Source organism: Legionella beliardensis, from assembly GCF_900452395.1.
Lineage (GTDB): Bacteria > Pseudomonadota > Gammaproteobacteria > Legionellales > Legionellaceae > Legionella_C > Legionella_C beliardensis.
This window is the reverse complement of sequence record NZ_UGNV01000001.1, coordinates 142,318-159,910: the sequence shown is the minus strand read 5'-3', so window position 1 is coordinate 159,910 and position 17,593 is coordinate 142,318. Positions and strand designations below refer to the sequence as shown.

Sequence of the window (17,593 nt, the reverse complement as noted above, 5' to 3'; positions counted from 1 at the left end):
GAGCTTAATTTATTGAAATTAAACGGTATTTAATCCTAAATAGTTTTAGATAAATAAATAATTTAAAGCATGAAATATAGCTTTAGCGCTTGCTTATGTCTAAATGGACTAACCTCTGTCTGGCAAGAATAGCTTAAGGGTTAAGGAATGAAAAAAAGGGTTGTAATTACAGGCATGGAGATTGTCTCTTCCATAGGTAGTGGTCTTCAAGCATTCTGGCAGGCAGCCATTGAAGGAAAATCAGGGATAAAACGGATACAGAAATACGATCCCAGCCCCTATCCGACGCAGATTGCCGGAGAAATTACGGACTTTTCTTTAGAACAAATAGCCACCTTAGAAAAATACAAACGTTATCCACGCGCTATTCAATATGCACTCTTTTGTGCGCATCATGCGCTTGAACATGCAAGCTTAACTCAAGCAGATCGTGAAAAAGCAGGAACGTTTATAGGAACAAGCTTAGGCGGTACCCCTGAAGTAGAATCAGGTGCTTATGACATTTTTTTTAATCAAACCTGGAAAAAAATTCCCGCATTAAGTGTTTTACGTGGCATGCCTAACTCAGTTGCCAACCATATTGCTATTGCATTTAATTTAGGCGGCCCTAATTCCACCATATCCAATGCGTGCGTATCTTCAGCTGAAGCAATAGGCAGCGCTTATCAACACATTGCCCAAGGCCGTATTCCAATTGCTATCTGTGGCGGAACAGAATCACTATTGTGGGAAGGCATTATGGCAGCCTGGTGTAAATTACGGGTGATGTCCGCTCAAAATGAATATCCTGAGCGTGCTTGTTGTCCTTTTTCTAAAAACCGCAGTGGGATGGTTATGGCTGACGGCGCTGGCATTTTAATATTAGAAGAATTAAACCATGCTAAAGCCCGCGGCGCTAAAATTTATGCTGAAATTATTGGTTTTGGTGCCAGTTGCGATGCTTACCATGTGACAGCACCTAGTAGTCAAGGCCAAATTAGAGCCATTCAAGCAGCGCTAGATGATGCCAAATTATCTCCTAACGATGTGCAATATATCAATGCACATGGTACAGGAACACAGTTGAATGATTTAACAGAAACAGAAACGATAAAAGCAATTTTTGGAAAAAGAGCGTATGAAATACCCATTTCTGCGCAAAAATCGATGACTGGTCATGCAATTGGAGCAGCAGGCGCTATGGAAATTATTGCAACAGCACTTAGCTTGCAACATGACACCTTGCTACCAACCATTAATTTAAATGAACCCGATCCTGCCTGTGACCTAGATTATGTTGCTAATCATACAAGGCGGCAATTAATTAATATTGCGCTATCCAATCATTTTGCTTTTGGTGGCGCTAATGTCGCTTTATTATTACGAAGGCCTGTTTGAGATAGGACTTCCTGCATAACCTATAGATTTTGCTAAAGATGGCGGTTATGCAAGAGGTCTATAAATAAAAAATCTCAAAACATGGTTCGCAAGTAATCACGCATCGCGGTATAATCGATCTATTTGCGCAAACTGAGAGAAGGTTAATTAATGAGTATTTCCTTACATGAAATAGCTAAGATAGTGCAAGGGGTAGTTATTGGTAATGATGATATCATTGTATCGTCTTTATCACCTATTGAAAATATAGCAGCTGATTCTCTTGTTTTTGCTGATGGGCCTGAAAACTTACAGGCAGCTGAGCAGTCTGACGCTGCAGCAATTCTTACCAGCCAACATGTCACTCACTCGACTAAGTCTATCATTCAAACAGCTCATCCTTTTAAAGCCTTTATTCAATTGCTAGATGTTTTTTATCCAGTTGAGAAACCAATAACAGGAATTCACCCAAGTGCAGCTATTGCCCCGGATGTTAAGCTAGGACAAGGCGTATTTATTGGCCCTTATGTTAGTATTGAATCAGGTACGACTATTCATGATGGTTGCATTTTAAAAAGCCACATTAGTATTGGTAAAAATGTAACTATTGGACAAGCGACTATCATTCATCCTCATGTGACGATTTATGATGATAGTCAAATTGGCGCAAACGTCTGTATTCACGCCTCAAGTGTTATAGGCTCGGATGGGTTTGGTTATACCTTTATTGATGGCCAACATTTAAAAGTGCCTCATAAAGGTAAAGTTATTATTGATGATCATGTTGAAATTGGCGCAAATACCGTCATTGATCGCGCAACGTTAGGCGCTACCCATATTGGAGCAGGTACTAAAATTGATAATTTAGTTCAGGTTGCTCACTCAGTTAAATTAGGCAAAAATAATATTTTGTGTGCATTTACAGGTATTGCTGGTAGTACAACCAGTGGTAATCAGGTTATCTTTGCAGCTAACGTTGGCGTAAGCGATCATGTTCGTATTGATGACGGGGTCATCTTAGGGGCTCGCGCGGGCGTACCACCTAAAAAACACCTTAAAGCAGGAAATATCTATTTAGGCAATCCAGCTCGGCCAAAAGACAAGGCGCTTGAACAAGAATTAGGCGTAACCCGTATTGCTATTATGCGCAAAAATTTAAGGCTACTTAATGACAAAGTTAATGAACTTAGTGTGCGTCTAGCGCAATATGAGGCGAGTGAATAATGCTTAAGCCTTTGATTTTAGTAGATGGTTCTTCTTATTTTTTTCGGGCTTTTCACGCGCTTCCGCCATTAACTAACTCTAAAGGCCAGCCTACAGGTGCTATCTATGGCGTAGTAAGTATGATTAGGCGGCTTATTAAAGATCATCAATGTGAGCAATTAGCTATTGTTTTTGATGCGCAGGGTAAAACATTTCGTGATGAATGGTACCCGGAATACAAAGCACATCGCAGTGCAACTCCTCCCGATCTTCATAAACAATTTCCGCCCCTAATTGAGGTATTAACAGCGATGGGTTTACCACTGTTAATTGTTGAAGGGGTGGAGGCAGATGATGTGATTGGAACATTAGCACGTTTAGCAACTGAGCAAGGCCAGCCGGTGATTATCTCGACTAGCGATAAAGACATGCTCCAGCTGGTAAATGAGCATGTTACCATTATCAATACCATGACTAATCAAGTCATGGATAGCCAAGCTGTTAAAGAGAAGTATGGCATCACCCCGGCTCAATTTATTGATTACTTAACCTTAGTAGGCGACAGCGTTGACAACATTCCTGGCGTTACCAAATGCGGCCCTAAAACAGCTTTAAAATGGCTTGAGCAATACGAAAACCTCGACAATTTATGTGCCAATGTGGATAAGATAAGTGGTAAAATTGGTGATTATCTACGTGCAAGTCTTAAGTATTTGCCGTTATCAAAACGGCTAGTAACCATTAAAACAGACGTCGAACTTCCTTTGACGCTAACAGATTTAAAGACAAGACAAGAAGACAAGGAAAAACTAGTCGCCTTAGTGCAGGAATTAGAATTTAAATCCTGGTTAAAAGAATTATTAGACCAGCAAAACCAATCCTCACCAACAGACCATTCCCATTCTCAAGGCGAACTCATAGTTATTACTACTCAAGCACAGTTAGATAGTTTCTTACAAGCCATAAACGACTCTTCACACCTTTGCTTAAAAACAGAAACCACTGATCCAACCTCTATTCATGCTGAAATAGTAGGTTTATCTCTGGCTGTGGATGAAAATCTAAGCGCTTATCTTCCTTTTCTGCATAGAGATGAAACTCAATTAGAACGGGCTAGTACGCTTAATGCCTTAAAACCCATTCTTGAAAATGAGAAGATAAATAAAATTGGTTACAATTTAAAGTATGACTATAACCTATTAAAAAACCATGGCATCTACCTAAAAGGTATTGTCTGTGACACGATGCTGGCATCCTATATTTTAGACAGCACGGCTCAACATGATCTAGCAGCTCTAGCTTTAAAATATTTAGGCCGCAGTGTGATTAGTTATGAAGAGGTTGTGGGAAAAGGCGCCAAACAACAGCCATTAAGCCACATCACCCTTGCCAGAGCAGCACCTTATGCAATTAGCCAGGTTTCTGCGATTTTAGCACTCTATCATAAATTTAATTCTTTATTACAAGGCTCATTAAAAGTTATTTATCAAGAGATTGAAATGCCGCTGCTGCAAGTTCTTGCAGAAATGGAAAGACAAGGTGTATTTATTGATATTCCTACGCTAGAAAAACATGGGCAGCGGCTTAAAGCCCGTTTATCGATGTTAGAGCAAGAGGCAACAGAGCTTGCGGGTCAATCGTTTAACTTAAATTCGCCTAAGCAATTACAAGAAATTCTTTTTGATAAATTACAATTACCTATTCTTGCGAAAACCCCAACAGGTCAGCCGTCTACCGCTGAAGCAGTGCTACAAGAACTGGCCTATCAATATCAGTTACCCGCTGTTATTTTAGAATACCGTAGTTTAAGTAAATTAGTTTCAACCTATATTGATGCGCTACCTAAACGGGTGCAACATGAAACGAGGCGCGTGCACACCTGTTATAATCAGGCCATTACAGTTACAGGGCGCCTTTCATCCAGTGAGCCTAATTTACAAAATATCCCTATTCGTAGTGAAGAAGGTCGCCTTATTCGTACAGCATTTATAGCGCCTCCAGATCATGTTTTATTGGCTGCGGATTATTCACAAATTGAGCTACGTATTATGGCGCATTTATCTGCTGACCCTAATCTTCTTAAGGCATTTGCTAGTGGGTGGGATATTCATACAGCAACTGCCAGTGAAATCTTTCAGGTGAGTCTCAATGAAGTCAGCCATGAGCAACGACGCCGTGCTAAAGCAGTAAACTTTGGCCTAATTTACGGAATGTCTGCTTTTGGACTTGCAAAACAACTGGGTATCGATCGCCAAGATGCGCAACTTTACATGGATTGCTACTTTCAACGCTACCCAGGCGTATTAGATTACATGGAGCGTACGCGCAAACAAGCCCATGAACAAGGCTATGTGGAAACGCTATTTGGTCGTCGTTTGTATCTACCAGATATTAATGCGCGTAACTTAGGACGCCAACGCGCGGCTGAACGCATGGCGATTAATGCGCCTATGCAAGGGACAGCAGCAGATATTATCAAAAAAGCAATGATTGCAGTGTTTAAATGGCAAGAATCTTTATCTAAACCTGTCGTGCGCATGATTATGCAAGTGCATGATGAATTAGTGTTTGAAATTAAGCAAGAAGCAATAGATTGGGCCACCAAAGAAATTCACCAACTAATGGAAAATGCAGTAGAACTCGTCGTTCCTTTACAAGTGTCTATTGGTGTAGGTAAAAACTGGGATGAGGCACATTAATTATAATTTTTTTAAGTACGCGCTTAAGGATAGTAAACTTTAGCAACCAGCTATATTTATATTCACGCTATAAATGATGCTAAAGATTATCATATTAAACTAAATACAACTGCACAGTGCTAAGAGTTGAGCTGTTTAATTATCCTAAACATAAAGTTGTTTAATGTTAGCGCGTTCTCTAGGATTGATGTCTTGGCTAACTAGATAAGATAACGATTGTACAATACGCTCAGGGCTTACGATCTTATTCCAACAAGTATGTTCACAGAAAGATTTACCATATTGTCGAAAAACGTCAGCAAAGGCTTGACGCATTAGGTCGGAGTTTGTCCAAGCAATAATAGGAAGATCAGCATGCTTTGCCCAAATAGTATGCGCTAACGCAGGCCCATTACAACCTAAACCATCTAGAGCCTTCAAATCACCGTCTAAAATGATAAGCGTTGGTCTATTTTTTTCTAAATAAGCTAAGGCTTGTAGACTATCGTTAACTACAGTAACGTGAATGGTTTGACAAACTACTTGTAGTAAGCGAGTTAAGCAAAATGCATTGAATGTACTGTCTTCAACAATTAATACTCGCATGAGAACTCCTTTTTATTACTGCTAAGAGTATACTTACCAAACCTTAAGGGAAGCTTAAGAAATTTTAATTTTTCTTATTCTTTGAAGTTTTGATTTCTACATTTAATCAATTAGATTAATAAGTAATATATCGGTAAAAAATGAAAGCTCTCAGACAGCTAAGTCGGGTCTTATTACTTTTTCATCTTGTTGCTCAGCTTCTCTTGCTGACTGTAGTTTGTTGTCCTTAAAGGAGGGAATGGGACGCACAATCTCATCAAGGAGTTGGCTGTGCTCTATTGTGGCAGAATTTATTAAAGGGCTAACAATTACATTATCTTTTTCGGGTATTGCACTATGCTCTATTTTCTTCCTTTTTCCGCGCCCTGCTTCTTCAACTTCTGGCGCTGTTCCTTTCTTTATTACTTCCTTGTCTTTTTTTAAACCTTTAGAGATAAGACTATTTTCAGGTGGTGTAGCCGTTTCTTCTAAGTCCTTTCTCTTCGTACTGGCAGCATCTCCTGTGCTTGAGGAGTAATACTGTTTATCCTTGGGGGGAGTTATACTTTTTGTTTTAAGGACGATAGGTAGACGAAATGAATTCGCTTTATAATACTTAATGGCTTCTTCCACTACTTTACCTGTACCTGATTCTAATTGGCGCACAATTTGTTTATTCCCATAAAAATCAGTAAGTGAATCATCGATTAGAAAATAAGCTAATACATCTCTGGATTTAGTACACAAATTAACATCAGCAGTTAACGTGATTTTGGAAATAATAGTCTTGGCTTCTATGGGATTTTTTATTTCTTTTAATTTATTAATAATAATCTTCTTTATTTCCTCTTCATCCTCATTATTATCTACCTTTGCTGTTACATAAGTTCCTCCCTTAGGTAGATTATGCTGACGAGCTAATTCACTATAGCTACCTACACAAGCAAGTGGCTCATGATAACAACTGATAAACAATTCATTATTACTGCTTAAAGCATAGCGAATATGGGCAGTCGAGGGCATAAGTAACTCGCAATAGTTTAAATAGAAATCTAATTGATTAATTTTAACACATATTTATTAAGACAAACTTAAGTTGATACAGTTATAATTTATACTAGTTTTATAGCGAATAAAGAATTAGTAGTATGATTAAGTGTCTAGCTAAACAGCATGAAATAATTAATAAATCACGTGCATTGGTAGATATTTTAGGTATTCATTAGGAAAGTTAGGGTTTATTAAGAATTAGTTAGAGCAAAATTTATATTTACAACACTTGCTCAGTTAAAAAAGTTAGTGCATTAGCACTAACTCTTTAGTATTGATAAGCTATTATCCGTTTATGCCTATACCGAAAATATTTTTCTTTGTAGAATCTTCTGGAGTCACTTGAGCTTGTGCAGAGCCACTATAGATGCCCAATGCAGAAACTTTTCCTTTTGGGTTTGGTGCGTTTCTATCCGAAGCTTGGGCGTCAGATGAAACTAAGTGCAATTTACGTTCTTGAGTTTCCTTGGCTCCCCTTCTAGGCTTCTGTTCACCATTTTGTACTAAATAGCGTTCAAAGTTTGTATCATCCATTTCTGAAGCAAAAGTGCTTATATAATTTGAAGGGTGCTTTTGCTCATCAGGAGTTTCAATAATTATATGTTCTTGAGAAGCTGCTGCCTGCTTAGCTTTTGACCTTCTATAAGCCTGTACACCGGCTGTAATTAGCCCTCCCGTAACCGCAATAGCTGCCCCAATGCCTGCACCAATTGCCATACCAACAAAGGTGCCAAGTCCAGGAATAGGAATAAGCGTACCTAAAAGGGCACCAATTCCCGCACCAACTCCCGCACTACCTAAGGTAGTTAAGGTGGAGCTTGCCACGTGATGTGTTTGCGATAAATCATATAAGCCCGTTTTAGTAGAACCAGCCCCTGCACCGATTAAGGAGCCAATAAGAGCCCCAATGGATGTGCCTATAATAGGAACAACAGAACCTACAGCAGCGCCGATACACGCACCTACGCTAGCACCAAGCCCTATGTAAAATCCCGAGTCGATTACCTGAGTTAAGTTACTTTTACTAAGCGCGTTAAATCTAGATTCATCTCGATAAGCGTCATCTTCTGGATTTTCCATTGCGACCAAACGCGCCCACTGCTCCTTATTAAAGAAAGTATCACGGCCTGCCCAGACCAGTTCACATTCAAATAAAGGAAACTCTGGGGCTAACTTTTTTAACGTAGGGCTTGCTGCAAAGAGCCCTGCCTGCCCTGGCTTGTCCTGCATTTGTGTCTGTAATTCTATTAGGTCGTTTTCTAACTCTGCAAGCACTTGCTGGTGAACTAAATCTAATAAAAAAAGATCTGCATCAGCAAGATCCTTATAACGCTCATCTAATAAAATAACACCTAGTTGGCTCCTTAAATCTTTACCTAGAAATCTTCTATCAGATGGATGAAAATAATCGGCTAAGAAAGCATCCAAAGTCGTACCATTACTCTCCGGAAAGCGACTTGGTTGCGCCTTCGCAAAACATTCCTTTAATCTCTCTGGACTTTCAACATAGTATAAAAACAACTCTTCATAGGCTTTTTGTATTTCTTGTATGGGGCGGGGCATAGATTACTCATAAAATGACAGTTAATTTAATAATTATATGCCGTCATGATTAAGGATTTATTAAATTGATTTAATTTAAAACAATTTATGTTTTTAATGAATAAAGCTAAATAAACTGTGAAATAATAATAGAATTAAAAAGTTACAATCCCGCTGGCATTACTAACAATCACCCTATCCGCCAAACGTTGAGCAAATAAGCCGTTTTCAACCACGCCGGGAATTAATTTGATAGTCTTTTCTAAGGCGAGGGGCTGACTAATATTGAGGTTATAAACATCTAAGATGATATTGCCATTATCCGTAATAAAGCCTTCGCGATAAACGGGATCGCCACCTAATTTTACAATTTCTCGCGCCACAAAACTACGTGCTAGCGGTAATACTTCTACAGCAACTGGAAAATTACCCAAGTGAGTCACAACTTTTGATTCATCAACAATGCATATGAATTGATCTGCTGCTGTTGCCAGCACTTTCTCACGTGTTAAAGCGCCACCGCCTCCTTTAATTGATTCTCGCGCTTTAGTCACTTCATCAGCGCCATCAATATAAAGCGGCAATTCGCCTGCTACGTTTAAGTCAATGACGGGAAGACCAATGGCTTTAAGGCGGGTTTCTGTTGCTTTTGAACTCGCAACACAGGCATCAATGCGCTGCTTAATTTTAGCAAGCTCATCAATGAAATAATTAACGGTTGAGCCTGTACCTACACCTAACACAATATTATCATCGATATACTCTAAGGCGGCATAAGCTGCTTTTTGTTTTAATTCACTCATGATGACTTCTCTACTAACAGAAACTATTTTGCTCTAAGCAACCATTATTCACTGCTTTAGTTATTAATATTAAACTGCTTAGCAATCGCTTTATAGCTATGGTATGCCAGCCTAATACCCTTTTTATGTATGAGGGTATTATACTGGCAATTTTATAGTTAGCCACTAAAACGCAAGATTTATAGCTACAACATTCCTTGTTGTTAGTTCATCTTAAGCGTTAAATTAACTCTATTCCACAGCAGGCGTAGTAGTTGGTACAATGGGTGAATCTATCGCATTGCTAGCAGCAGAGCTTGCTTTTGGCGCGACTGACGAGCTAGCGCTTGAGCTATTGGAGCTGCTACTAGAACTGCTAGAATTACTCGCATTATCAGCCGCATAAGTTGCGCGAGTTGCTGTCGTATTGCTTGCCTTAGCTTTAGATGAATTTACCTCAGCTTTGGACGTTCTTTTATTATAATTGGGATTATTGTAAGGCTTCTTAGAATTAGAATAATAAGGCTGGTTATTATTGCTGCCCCATAAGTTTGGTAATGCGTCACAGCCTACTAATAAGAGCGGTGCGCCAAAGATAGCGGCATAAAAAGTCCCTATAAAGATGTTTGTTTTTTTCATAGTTCCATCCTTGTTGTTATCTAATTTTAAAGTTTAGTCCTAGTATGAGTAGATGTAAAATTAAATAGGTTATCCTACTTAAAAAGTATAAAACAATTTAATAAATAATTAATTAGCCACAACTCATTTAAAAGCGCCAGCTAATTTTACTATAATAGAAACTATTTACTTGCAAGGATGCTCTATGTCATCTCATAAATACCTTGATTTCTTAAAAAAGCTTTATGCTCATTGGAGTGAAGATAGGATTGCTATTTTTGCTGCAGCATTGGCTTATTATACGGCTTTTGCACTGGCTCCTTTTCTAATTATTTGTACCTCTGTCGTTGGTTTGGCTTTTGGTCAAGATGCAGCGCAAGGGCAAGTTCTTGAACAGATTCAAGCAATGGTAGGTAAAGAAAGTGCTGATTTGATTCAAACAATGATTATCAGTGCAAGTAAACCGAGCTCAGGGATTACGGCCCAAGTTATTAGTATTATTTTATTAATTCTGGCTACTTCAGGCGTATTTAGCCAAATACAAATGGGTTTAAACAATATTTGGGGTGTAGAGCCTAAGCCAGGACGTGGCATATGGGGGATTATCAAAGATAGATTTTTATCGTTTACTATTGTATTAGGTGTCGCCTTTTTACTGTTAGTATCGCTACTGCTCAGTGTCGTGATTACGATGATGAGCTCCTACCTAAGCCGCCTACTTCCTGGCGGTGAACTCATTGCCTGGAGCTTAAACTTTGCTATCTCACTTGCAGTTATTACGATTTTATTCGCTATGATTTTTAAAATTCTTCCTGACATAGAGCTAACGTTACGAGATGTAATTTGGGGCGCTTTTTGGACGGCGGTTTTATTTACCATTGGTAAAACATTATTAGGTTTTTACCTTGGCCAAAGTCATGTTGCTAATGCGTTTGGCCCGGCTGGTTCACTTATCGTGATTCTTATCTGGGTTTATTATTCATCACAAATTCTCTTTATAGGTGCGGAATTAACTAAAATGTATGTCACAAGGCATGGTAGGAAAGTCAAACCTGACGTCGATGCTTACGTGAAAAATGATAAGCAACCCCTTATCGACGATAATAATCAATAATTTTATTAGGCACTATCATTATTGGTAGTTATACTGTTTTTACATTCATTAGGTATTGATTAGCCATGATTTATCCAAATATCCTTGAAACAATTGGTAAAACCCCAGTCGTTAAAATTAATCATTTAAACGAAGGGCTTGCTTGTGAGCTTTATGCAAAATGTGAGTTTTTTAATCCTGGTGGATCTGTAAAAGACCGTATTGGTTATGAAATGGTAAAACAAGCTGCACGTGATGGCCATATTAAGCCTGGGGATACTTTAATTGAACCTACTTCAGGAAACACAGGAATAGGTATTGCGCTAGCTGGTGCTGTTTTAGGTTATCAAGTCATTATTACGATGCCTAATAAAATGAGCCAAGAAAAACAATTTGTTTTAGAGCGGTTAGGGGCAACGATTTATCGCACCCCAACTGAAGCGGCCTGGAATGATCCGGAAAGTCATATTTCATTAGCAAAAAAATTACAGCAAGAGATTCCAAACTCTCATATCCTTGATCAATATGCTAACCCTAATAATCCACAAGCTCATTATTACGGAACTGCGCAAGAAATTATTGATGACTTTGGTCAAGATCTCCATATGGTAGTGGCTGGTGTTGGCACGGGCGGTACCATTACCGGTATTGCTAAACGCCTTAAAGAATATAATCCTCAAATTAAAATTATTGGCATTGACCCCATTGGCTCTATTCTTGGTGGTGGCGATGAAATTAAACCTTATCATGTAGAAGGCATAGGTTATGATTTCTTTCCTGATGTACTTGATAATACGTTGATTAATGAGTATATCAAAGTTAATGACGCTGACTCTTTCATGATTGCCAGGCGGTTAATTCGTGAAGAAGGATTGCTTATTGGCGGTTCAAGCGGCGCGGCTATGTGGGGTGCTTTACAAGCAGCTAAAACACTAAGCACCAATCAAAAATGCTTAGTGATTTTGCCTGATTCGATTCGTAATTACATGTCCAAATTCGTTAGTGATACTTGGATGGAAACAGAAGGCTTTTCTATTTCTTAATCATTAAGATAGAGAACAATATGCCTTGCTGTGTTCTTCATCATCTTGCACTTGTGCTTCAAAGACAAGATTTTCATCTAACTGACCAATGGTAATGGCGCGCGCTAATGCATAAATGAGCTCGCCTATTACTTGCGCCTCAAAGTTGTCTTCAAGGATAACAACATCCTTCATGGGCCGCTTAGAATTAGCACTCGCGCCTTCAAAAAAGGCCTGGCTGCCGTACTCAAGATTTAGATAATCATTACAGCTGCGCAAATAATCGCTGTCTTTTAATCCTTTGGTGTAAATGGCTATCAGCTCATCTTTAGTTAACTTATTATCAGCAACTAAATAGGTTAAACGAGTCACATTATCATTAAACACATCAACTAAACGCTTATCATCTTCCTCAATTCGCTTAAGCAGTGTTTCTAGAGGAGGATCGTTAAAAACAGGTTCATTGACTGGCTGAACGACTGACTTATACGAAGTAAGTTGAAAACGCTCTGGTTTTTTTACGTAAGGTTTATAATGCTTGCCTTCTAGGCTAATTTGAATTGGATCTGGCTGGATTTCTTCTTTAGAGCTAGGGTCTTGTTTACCTTGAAAAAATGGACTAACTACGCCTGCTACCCCTTTAACTTGCTTGGGAGGGCCATACTCTAAATCTAGTGGTAATTTTTTGTTAGGTAAAACGGCACTGACTTTAACATTAAGGTTTAATGCATCTGCAAGGGCTGCAATGGCAGCTATATCAATCCACGTCGTTTGCTTGCGCATTTCTGCAGGTGACAGCCCGCCATAACCGTTCACAATAGCATTTCGATAACGCGCTGGATGTTCACGGATTTGATCAACAGCAATCTGTCTTAACGTATAAGCAAGTTCAGGTAAAAATTCTCCCATTTTGCCTGGCTTATTATCAATACTTTGCAACAACCGGTCTGCTGGCGTTAATAAGCCTGCAGCAGGTGGTAGCGGAAAATATTGATGATGACGCTGCAAAATTTTAACCAGTAAATGGCGATTTGTTTGCGGGCGAACTGCTATGTTATCAATAATGGCAGCTGCAACAGCGCGGAAACCACAATCACCTGCCCCACCAACATCAATAATACTAGTAGGCTTGGTTTTGAGTTTTATATTCCACGTTGCCTTCTTAGGTAACAATTGTTTCGCATGCGCGAAAAATGTATTTCCCATAAGCTTAACCTGCTCTTTTATAAATTATATGATCCTATTTTACCTAATAATAATTAAGAAATTATTAATTAAAACTTTACAGAAACTAATTAAATTTTAATCATTAAGTATAATTTATGAATAAATTTATTAGGCTAGCTCTTAATTTATAGTTAAGAAGTTTTAAAATTACAATAGGTGCGTATAAAATTATTAATAATACCAAAAAATTGCCTGTCCCATAAATCGTTATGGCCTTTAGCTACAAAATCGATGAGTTCTTTAGGTTGATTAGCATGCTGGTAAAGAGTCAGCCCCTGTTGATAAGGTACAATCCTATCTTGTTTACCATGTAAAATTAATAAAGGTATTTTAATTTCCTTCATTCTGCTTAATGAATCAAATTTATCCCAAGGGCCGATTGGCAGCCAGGGGTAATGTGTTTTAGAAAGGGCGGTTAAACTTGTATAAGGAGATTGCAGTATTAAAGCACAAACCTGATATTGTGAGCTTATTTTGGTTGCCACCCCCGTGCCCAACGATTCACCATACAAAATTAAGTCTTTGGTTGGTACACCTTGCGCCTGCATAAACTTAATTGCAGCTTTGCCATCTAAATAAAGACCTTGTTCATTAATACGGCCTTGATTACCGCCATAGCCCCGATATTCGACTAATAAAACCCCATAACCTTCTTTTAAAAAATAGCGAGCAAACGGCATACGATAACCAATGTGTCCTGCATTTCCATGATAATAAATAAGGGTTGGCATACCTACATGAGCTGGTTTATACCATGCTAGCAAATGTAGCTTGTCTTCAGTTGTTAAGGAAACTTCTTGCATGTCATTGGCAGCAAACAATTGACGAGTTGGCATTAGTTTTGCTGGAAAATAGATTAAGTGACGCTGAAAAAAATACATTATTACCAGCATGATTAAGACAGAAATCACACTAACAAGAAATAATTGTTTAATCATTGTATAGTCTCAGTTAAGGAGCTGCCTAAATTGTGCGCTACAGATAGTGAGATCCTTTCTTTAAAATAGATTACTAATTGGCATACAACAAGAGAAGTCCAATCATACCAAGGCAAATTGGCCTGGTAATAGAAGCTAGTGTTCATTTAATTAAAGCGTAGGAGAAGAATTATGGAACAGCTTCATGATTCTGATTTAATAAAATTAAAAGAACTATTACGCCATGCTGGTGAATTTATTGCTTATTTTGAAGTCGCTGAGTCCAAAATGATTGCCTGGCGGCAAGAATTGGAAACACATTCTCAAATTCAAGAAAAAAAAATAAACCATCAATTGCAAAATTTACAGCAAGAACTTGAGGCGTTACAAGAAGTCTTAACTCAAGCTGGCATAGCACGATTAAGGCTTAGCCTTGAACAAGCCTTAAAAGATGGCGAAGAGCATATAGCGCTGTTACAAAAAACTGGGCAAACTATATTAAATGATATACAAATCCAGCAGCAAGAAGTGAATAAAATAATAGCAGCAGGCTTAAATCATATGGAACAATACACAGTACAAGCGCTGACGCGAATTAATAATCAACTAGCAGACTATGATGTCGATCACTTTCGCAGGGTTGCTAGCGAAAGCTGTATGCAGGTTGAAAAAGTTGCTACTGTAACGATGCGTAAAAGTGCTAATTTATTAAAAGCGTTTCAATGGCGCTCTATTGCGCTGGCTTTAGTGACTACTTTTTTAACAGCCTTTGCAATTAGCTTATATGTTAGCAGTGAAACTCCCTGGGAAAGCCACCAACATGCTTTAAATGAGCGACAAGCCGGTCGAGCGTTAATGAAAATTTGGCCACAGCTCTCTCATCAAGAAAAAGATAAAATATTAACAGGCTATATCCAGCAAAAGAGCTAATATGTTAACTGGTATCATTGTTTTAATGCTAATAGGGCTTGCTATTATTATTTATACGAGCAATAGAACCACTAGAAAAATTAAGAAATGGCAGCGAGCCTTACAACTTAATCTCCATCAGCCGATTTTTAATCGCCTTTATGCCCAAGTTAATGGCTTTGCTCTTTCAAAGCTTGCAAGATGCAACCATGATGCCATTGAATATACCTATGGTGAAATTGAATTTGAATCATTTATTGCTTTATTAACATCTTGTCATCCTCAAGCAAATACAGTTTTTTATGACTTAGGCAGCGGCACAGGGAAAGCCGTAATTGCTTGTGCTATGGTATTTGATATTGATAAAATCTATGGCATCGAATTATTTACGCCTTTGCATCAATGCGCCACCAAACAACAACAAAAACTCGCTTTAATAAAAGGTTATCAAGACAAAGCTAGAAAAATTATCTTAAGACAAGGCAACTTTCTTGAAGAATCTATGGTAGATGGTACAATTATTTTTATAAATGCCACTACTTTTATTGCTGAGCTCTGGGAAAAACTAAGTAGACACATTGAGCAAGTTAAACCAGCCACCTTAGTAATTACTACCAGTAAAGCGCTAACATCTAAGCAATTTATTATAAAAAAAGTGATGCCTGTCAAAATGAGCTGGGGAATAGTCAATGCTTATATTCAGGAGCGCTTACCAAACAGGGGTATTTATACGTGATATAACGCTTATAAACTATTTTTTAGCTCTAACTTGTGATATTTACTTAGATTATATTGCAATATCAAGTAAAATATTGATACAGTTAATTGATAAATTGAATAATTTTTTTCTGCGTCTATACTAAAGATATTAACACTGCTATCTACTGCTGTGTCTTAGGAGATAGCACTATGAAAACGCGGCTAACCGAGGTGGGTATGATTAAATCTGAACTCATAGCAAGCCTTGCTTCCAAAATGACACATCTTCCTGAAAAGCAAGTCACGGAGAGTATTAACCGCATCCTTGAATTAATGAGTGATGCTCTAGTTACAGGTCAACGAATTGAAATTCGGGGATTTGGTAGCTTTTCTTTGCATTATAGGCCTCCACGTAATGCTCATAACCCTAAAACAGGCGAAAAAGTAATAACGGAAGCTAAATATAGCCCACACTTTAAGCCTGGCAAGGAATTACGTGAACGCGTAGATGCGTCGCGCGATAAGGTTCCTATAGAAAAAGAAGAATAATTAACGTAAGAGCGGCATAAACGCTATGTAAGTGTTGGTGTCGCTAAACGAATGTTATTCTTTAAGAGACGCAGTCATTAGCCCTCTAGCATAACGCCATCTTTCAAAGAAGTAGGTTAACCCTACCCCTACATTACTCGTATAGGCGAAACAAAGCAGGAAAATCTAAGCGTATTTATTTTTTTTAGTAAGCTTAGCCTAGATGCAAGCCCCTCCTGCCTCTTGATCATATTTTAAGTGACAGGTCAACAAAAATGGAACTTGGATTTGCACTCAGGCTAATGGATACCGTGGTCAAGCCACGGTATTTCGAGAGAATGGAAGAAACCAAAGAAAAAACGAATTACCGCACTTGACCGCGGTATCCAGCAACGTGGCACTTAAGTGATGGCAACAGAGAACCTAATTTCCGTAGGGAGTCAAAGACAGCTGCAAGCCCAAAGGAAACTAAGACACGAGTTGCACCTCGTTTCACCCAGGCTACACGCTGAAACTCCATTTCAGAGTTTTTATATTTTATGAAACTAGTGTTTGCTTGTCTTTATGGCCTTTTCCAAACTGTTGAAGGGCATGGATGCCCTTCATCGAGCAACATGGATGTGTATTGCGTGTTTGGAAAAGGCCTTAAAGACAAGTAAACACGGGCTAAACACCCCAAACTAGGGCTAATGAACTCAAATCAAAATTTACCAAGGCTCAAAGTCAACAAATCTCTAGGTTCTAGGTAAAGTAACGCCCGTTTGGCCTTGATACTTGCCGCCGCGATCGCGGTAAGAAACAGCACAAACTTCGTCTGATTCTAGAAATAGCATTTGCGCTACTCCTTCGTAAGCATAAATTTTAGCAGGCAACGGGGTGGTATTAGAAAATTCTAAGGTAACATGCCCTTCCCATTCAGGCTCTAGCGGTGTTACATTGACAATAATGCCACAGCGTGCATAAGTAGATTTACCTAAGCAAATGGTTAATACATTACGAGGAATACGAAAATATTCAATTGTACGTGCTAGCGCAAAAGAATTAGGAGGGATAATACAAACATCTGATTTAATATCTACAAAACTATTCGCATCAAATGCTTTTGGATCAACAACAGCTGAATTAATGTTAGTAAAAATCTTAAACTCGTCAGCACAACGTACATCATAACCATAACTGGAAACCCCATAGGAAATAATGCGACCGCGATCATTTTCTCGCACTTGACCAGATTGAAATGGCGAGATCATCCCATGTTCTTGAGCCATTTTTTCTATCCAGCGATCAGATTTAATTGACATATCCACTCCACTTACATAATTAATATAAAAATTGCCAATTAGACAGTTGACTGATTATTGATGACTATTTCCTAGCTAGGGTA

General features: G+C 38.5%; 16 protein-coding genes. 8 read left to right on the top strand and 8 right to left on the bottom strand.

The window, feature by feature from the left end; genetic code table 11:
* Positions 1-147: 147 nt before the first annotated feature.
* The 3 genes from DYE47_RS00700 (at position 148) to polA (ending at position 5,258) form a co-directional block, all read left to right on the top strand.
* Positions 148-1,377 (top strand): beta-ketoacyl-[acyl-carrier-protein] synthase family protein, encoded by a 1,230-nt coding sequence (locus DYE47_RS00700; protein ID WP_115301434.1) that lies wholly within the window; start codon positions 148-150, stop codon positions 1,375-1,377.
* 150 nt (positions 1,378-1,527) lie between these two features.
* Entirely contained in the window at positions 1,528-2,580 is a 1,053-nt protein-coding gene (gene lpxD / locus DYE47_RS00695) for a UDP-3-O-(3-hydroxymyristoyl)glucosamine N-acyltransferase (protein WP_115301433.1), read from the top strand.
* Positions 2,580-5,258, top strand: a complete 2,679-nt coding sequence (gene polA, locus DYE47_RS00690; RefSeq protein ID WP_115301432.1) for a DNA polymerase I — start codon at positions 2,580-2,582, stop codon at positions 5,256-5,258. The genes lpxD and polA overlap by 1 nt, the downstream gene beginning before the upstream one ends.
* A 144-nt stretch (positions 5,259-5,402) precedes the next feature.
* Here polA and DYE47_RS00685 read toward each other — a convergent pair whose 3' ends face one another.
* From DYE47_RS00685 to DYE47_RS00665, 5 genes are all read right to left on the bottom strand, one after another.
* Complete coding sequence (locus tag DYE47_RS00685) at positions 5,403-5,843, bottom strand: response regulator (protein WP_115301431.1); 441 nt, start codon at positions 5,841-5,843, stop codon at positions 5,403-5,405.
* Between the two features lie 150 nt (positions 5,844-5,993).
* Positions 5,994-6,845, bottom strand: a complete 852-nt coding sequence (locus DYE47_RS00680) for a hypothetical protein (RefSeq protein WP_115301430.1) — start codon at positions 6,843-6,845, stop codon at positions 5,994-5,996.
* Between the two features lie 312 nt (positions 6,846-7,157).
* A complete protein-coding gene (locus DYE47_RS00675; RefSeq protein ID WP_115301429.1) occupies positions 7,158-8,435 on the bottom strand; it encodes a hypothetical protein in 1,278 nt (425 codons plus the stop codon).
* Positions 8,436-8,569: 134 nt separating this feature from the next.
* A complete protein-coding gene (gene rpiA, locus DYE47_RS00670; RefSeq protein ID WP_115301428.1) occupies positions 8,570-9,217 on the bottom strand; it encodes a ribose-5-phosphate isomerase RpiA in 648 nt (215 codons plus the stop codon).
* Between the two features lie 231 nt (positions 9,218-9,448).
* On the bottom strand, positions 9,449-9,835 hold the full coding sequence (locus DYE47_RS00665) for a hypothetical protein (RefSeq protein ID WP_115301427.1): 387 nt from the start codon (positions 9,833-9,835) through the stop codon (positions 9,449-9,451).
* A 184-nt stretch (positions 9,836-10,019) separates the two neighbouring features.
* Between DYE47_RS00665 and DYE47_RS00660 the strand changes: the two genes are divergently transcribed.
* Entirely contained in the window at positions 10,020-10,928 is a 909-nt protein-coding gene (locus tag DYE47_RS00660) for a YihY/virulence factor BrkB family protein (RefSeq protein ID WP_115301426.1), read from the top strand.
* A 65-nt stretch (positions 10,929-10,993) separates the two neighbouring features.
* The gene (locus DYE47_RS00655; RefSeq protein WP_115301425.1) at positions 10,994-11,950 is read left to right on the top strand and encodes a pyridoxal-phosphate dependent enzyme; all 957 of its coding nucleotides are present in this window, start codon (positions 10,994-10,996) and stop codon (positions 11,948-11,950) included.
* Between the two features lie 3 nt (positions 11,951-11,953).
* Here the strand turns inward: DYE47_RS00655 and DYE47_RS00650 are convergent, their stop codons facing one another.
* The gene (locus DYE47_RS00650) at positions 11,954-13,135 is read right to left on the bottom strand and encodes an OTU domain-containing protein (RefSeq protein WP_115301424.1); all 1,182 of its coding nucleotides are present in this window, start codon (positions 13,133-13,135) and stop codon (positions 11,954-11,956) included.
* A gap of 152 nt (positions 13,136-13,287) precedes the next feature.
* Positions 13,288-14,094 carry an alpha/beta hydrolase gene (locus DYE47_RS00645; protein ID WP_115301423.1) on the bottom strand — a complete coding sequence of 269 codons (807 nt, stop codon included), beginning with the start codon at positions 14,092-14,094 and terminating at the stop codon, positions 13,288-13,290.
* A gap of 171 nt (positions 14,095-14,265) precedes the next feature.
* On the opposite strand from DYE47_RS00645, the gene DYE47_RS00640 reads away from it, so the two are divergent.
* The 3 genes from DYE47_RS00640 (at position 14,266) to DYE47_RS00630 (ending at position 16,230) form a co-directional block, all read left to right on the top strand.
* Positions 14,266-15,003 (top strand): hypothetical protein, encoded by a 738-nt coding sequence (locus DYE47_RS00640; RefSeq protein ID WP_115301422.1) that lies wholly within the window; start codon positions 14,266-14,268, stop codon positions 15,001-15,003.
* 1 nt (position 15,004) lies between these two features.
* Positions 15,005-15,718 carry a class I SAM-dependent methyltransferase gene (locus DYE47_RS00635; protein ID WP_115301421.1) on the top strand — a complete coding sequence of 238 codons (714 nt, stop codon included), beginning with the start codon at positions 15,005-15,007 and terminating at the stop codon, positions 15,716-15,718.
* A 173-nt stretch (positions 15,719-15,891) separates the two neighbouring features.
* Positions 15,892-16,230 (top strand): integration host factor subunit beta, encoded by a 339-nt coding sequence (locus tag DYE47_RS00630; protein ID WP_160149814.1) that lies wholly within the window; start codon positions 15,892-15,894, stop codon positions 16,228-16,230.
* A gap of 713 nt (positions 16,231-16,943) precedes the next feature.
* Here DYE47_RS00630 and dcd read toward each other — a convergent pair.
* Positions 16,944-17,510, bottom strand: coding sequence for a dCTP deaminase (gene dcd, locus DYE47_RS00625; protein ID WP_115301420.1), 567 nt, complete (start codon positions 17,508-17,510; stop codon positions 16,944-16,946).
* Positions 17,511-17,593 lie beyond the last annotated feature (83 nt).

Excerpts from the sequence above, each read along its gene's own strand:
- DYE47_RS00700 (WP_115301434.1), top strand. The coding sequence starts at position 148 with ATGAAAAAAAGGGTTGTAATTACAGGCATGGAGATTGTCTCTTCCATA.
- lpxD (WP_115301433.1), top strand. The coding sequence starts at position 1,528 with ATGAGTATTTCCTTACATGAAATAGCTAAGATAGTGCAAGGGGTAGTT.
- polA (WP_115301432.1), top strand. The coding sequence starts at position 2,580 with ATGCTTAAGCCTTTGATTTTAGTAGATGGTTCTTCTTATTTTTTTCGG.
- DYE47_RS00685 (WP_115301431.1), bottom strand. The coding sequence starts at position 5,843 with ATGCGAGTATTAATTGTTGAAGACAGTACATTCAATGCATTTTGCTTA.
- DYE47_RS00680 (WP_115301430.1), bottom strand. The coding sequence starts at position 6,845 with ATGCCCTCGACTGCCCATATTCGCTATGCTTTAAGCAGTAATAATGAA.
- DYE47_RS00675 (WP_115301429.1), bottom strand. The coding sequence starts at position 8,435 with ATGCCCCGCCCCATACAAGAAATACAAAAAGCCTATGAAGAGTTGTTT.
- rpiA (WP_115301428.1), bottom strand. The coding sequence starts at position 9,217 with ATGAGTGAATTAAAACAAAAAGCAGCTTATGCCGCCTTAGAGTATATC.
- DYE47_RS00665 (WP_115301427.1), bottom strand. The coding sequence starts at position 9,835 with ATGAAAAAAACAAACATCTTTATAGGGACTTTTTATGCCGCTATCTTT.
- DYE47_RS00660 (WP_115301426.1), top strand. The coding sequence starts at position 10,020 with ATGTCATCTCATAAATACCTTGATTTCTTAAAAAAGCTTTATGCTCAT.
- DYE47_RS00655 (WP_115301425.1), top strand. The coding sequence starts at position 10,994 with ATGATTTATCCAAATATCCTTGAAACAATTGGTAAAACCCCAGTCGTT.
- DYE47_RS00650 (WP_115301424.1), bottom strand. The coding sequence starts at position 13,135 with ATGGGAAATACATTTTTCGCGCATGCGAAACAATTGTTACCTAAGAAG.
- DYE47_RS00645 (WP_115301423.1), bottom strand. The coding sequence starts at position 14,094 with ATGATTAAACAATTATTTCTTGTTAGTGTGATTTCTGTCTTAATCATG.
- DYE47_RS00640 (WP_115301422.1), top strand. The coding sequence starts at position 14,266 with ATGGAACAGCTTCATGATTCTGATTTAATAAAATTAAAAGAACTATTA.
- DYE47_RS00635 (WP_115301421.1), top strand. The coding sequence starts at position 15,005 with ATGTTAACTGGTATCATTGTTTTAATGCTAATAGGGCTTGCTATTATT.
- DYE47_RS00630 (WP_160149814.1), top strand. The coding sequence starts at position 15,892 with ATGAAAACGCGGCTAACCGAGGTGGGTATGATTAAATCTGAACTCATA.
- dcd (WP_115301420.1), bottom strand. The coding sequence starts at position 17,510 with ATGTCAATTAAATCTGATCGCTGGATAGAAAAAATGGCTCAAGAACAT.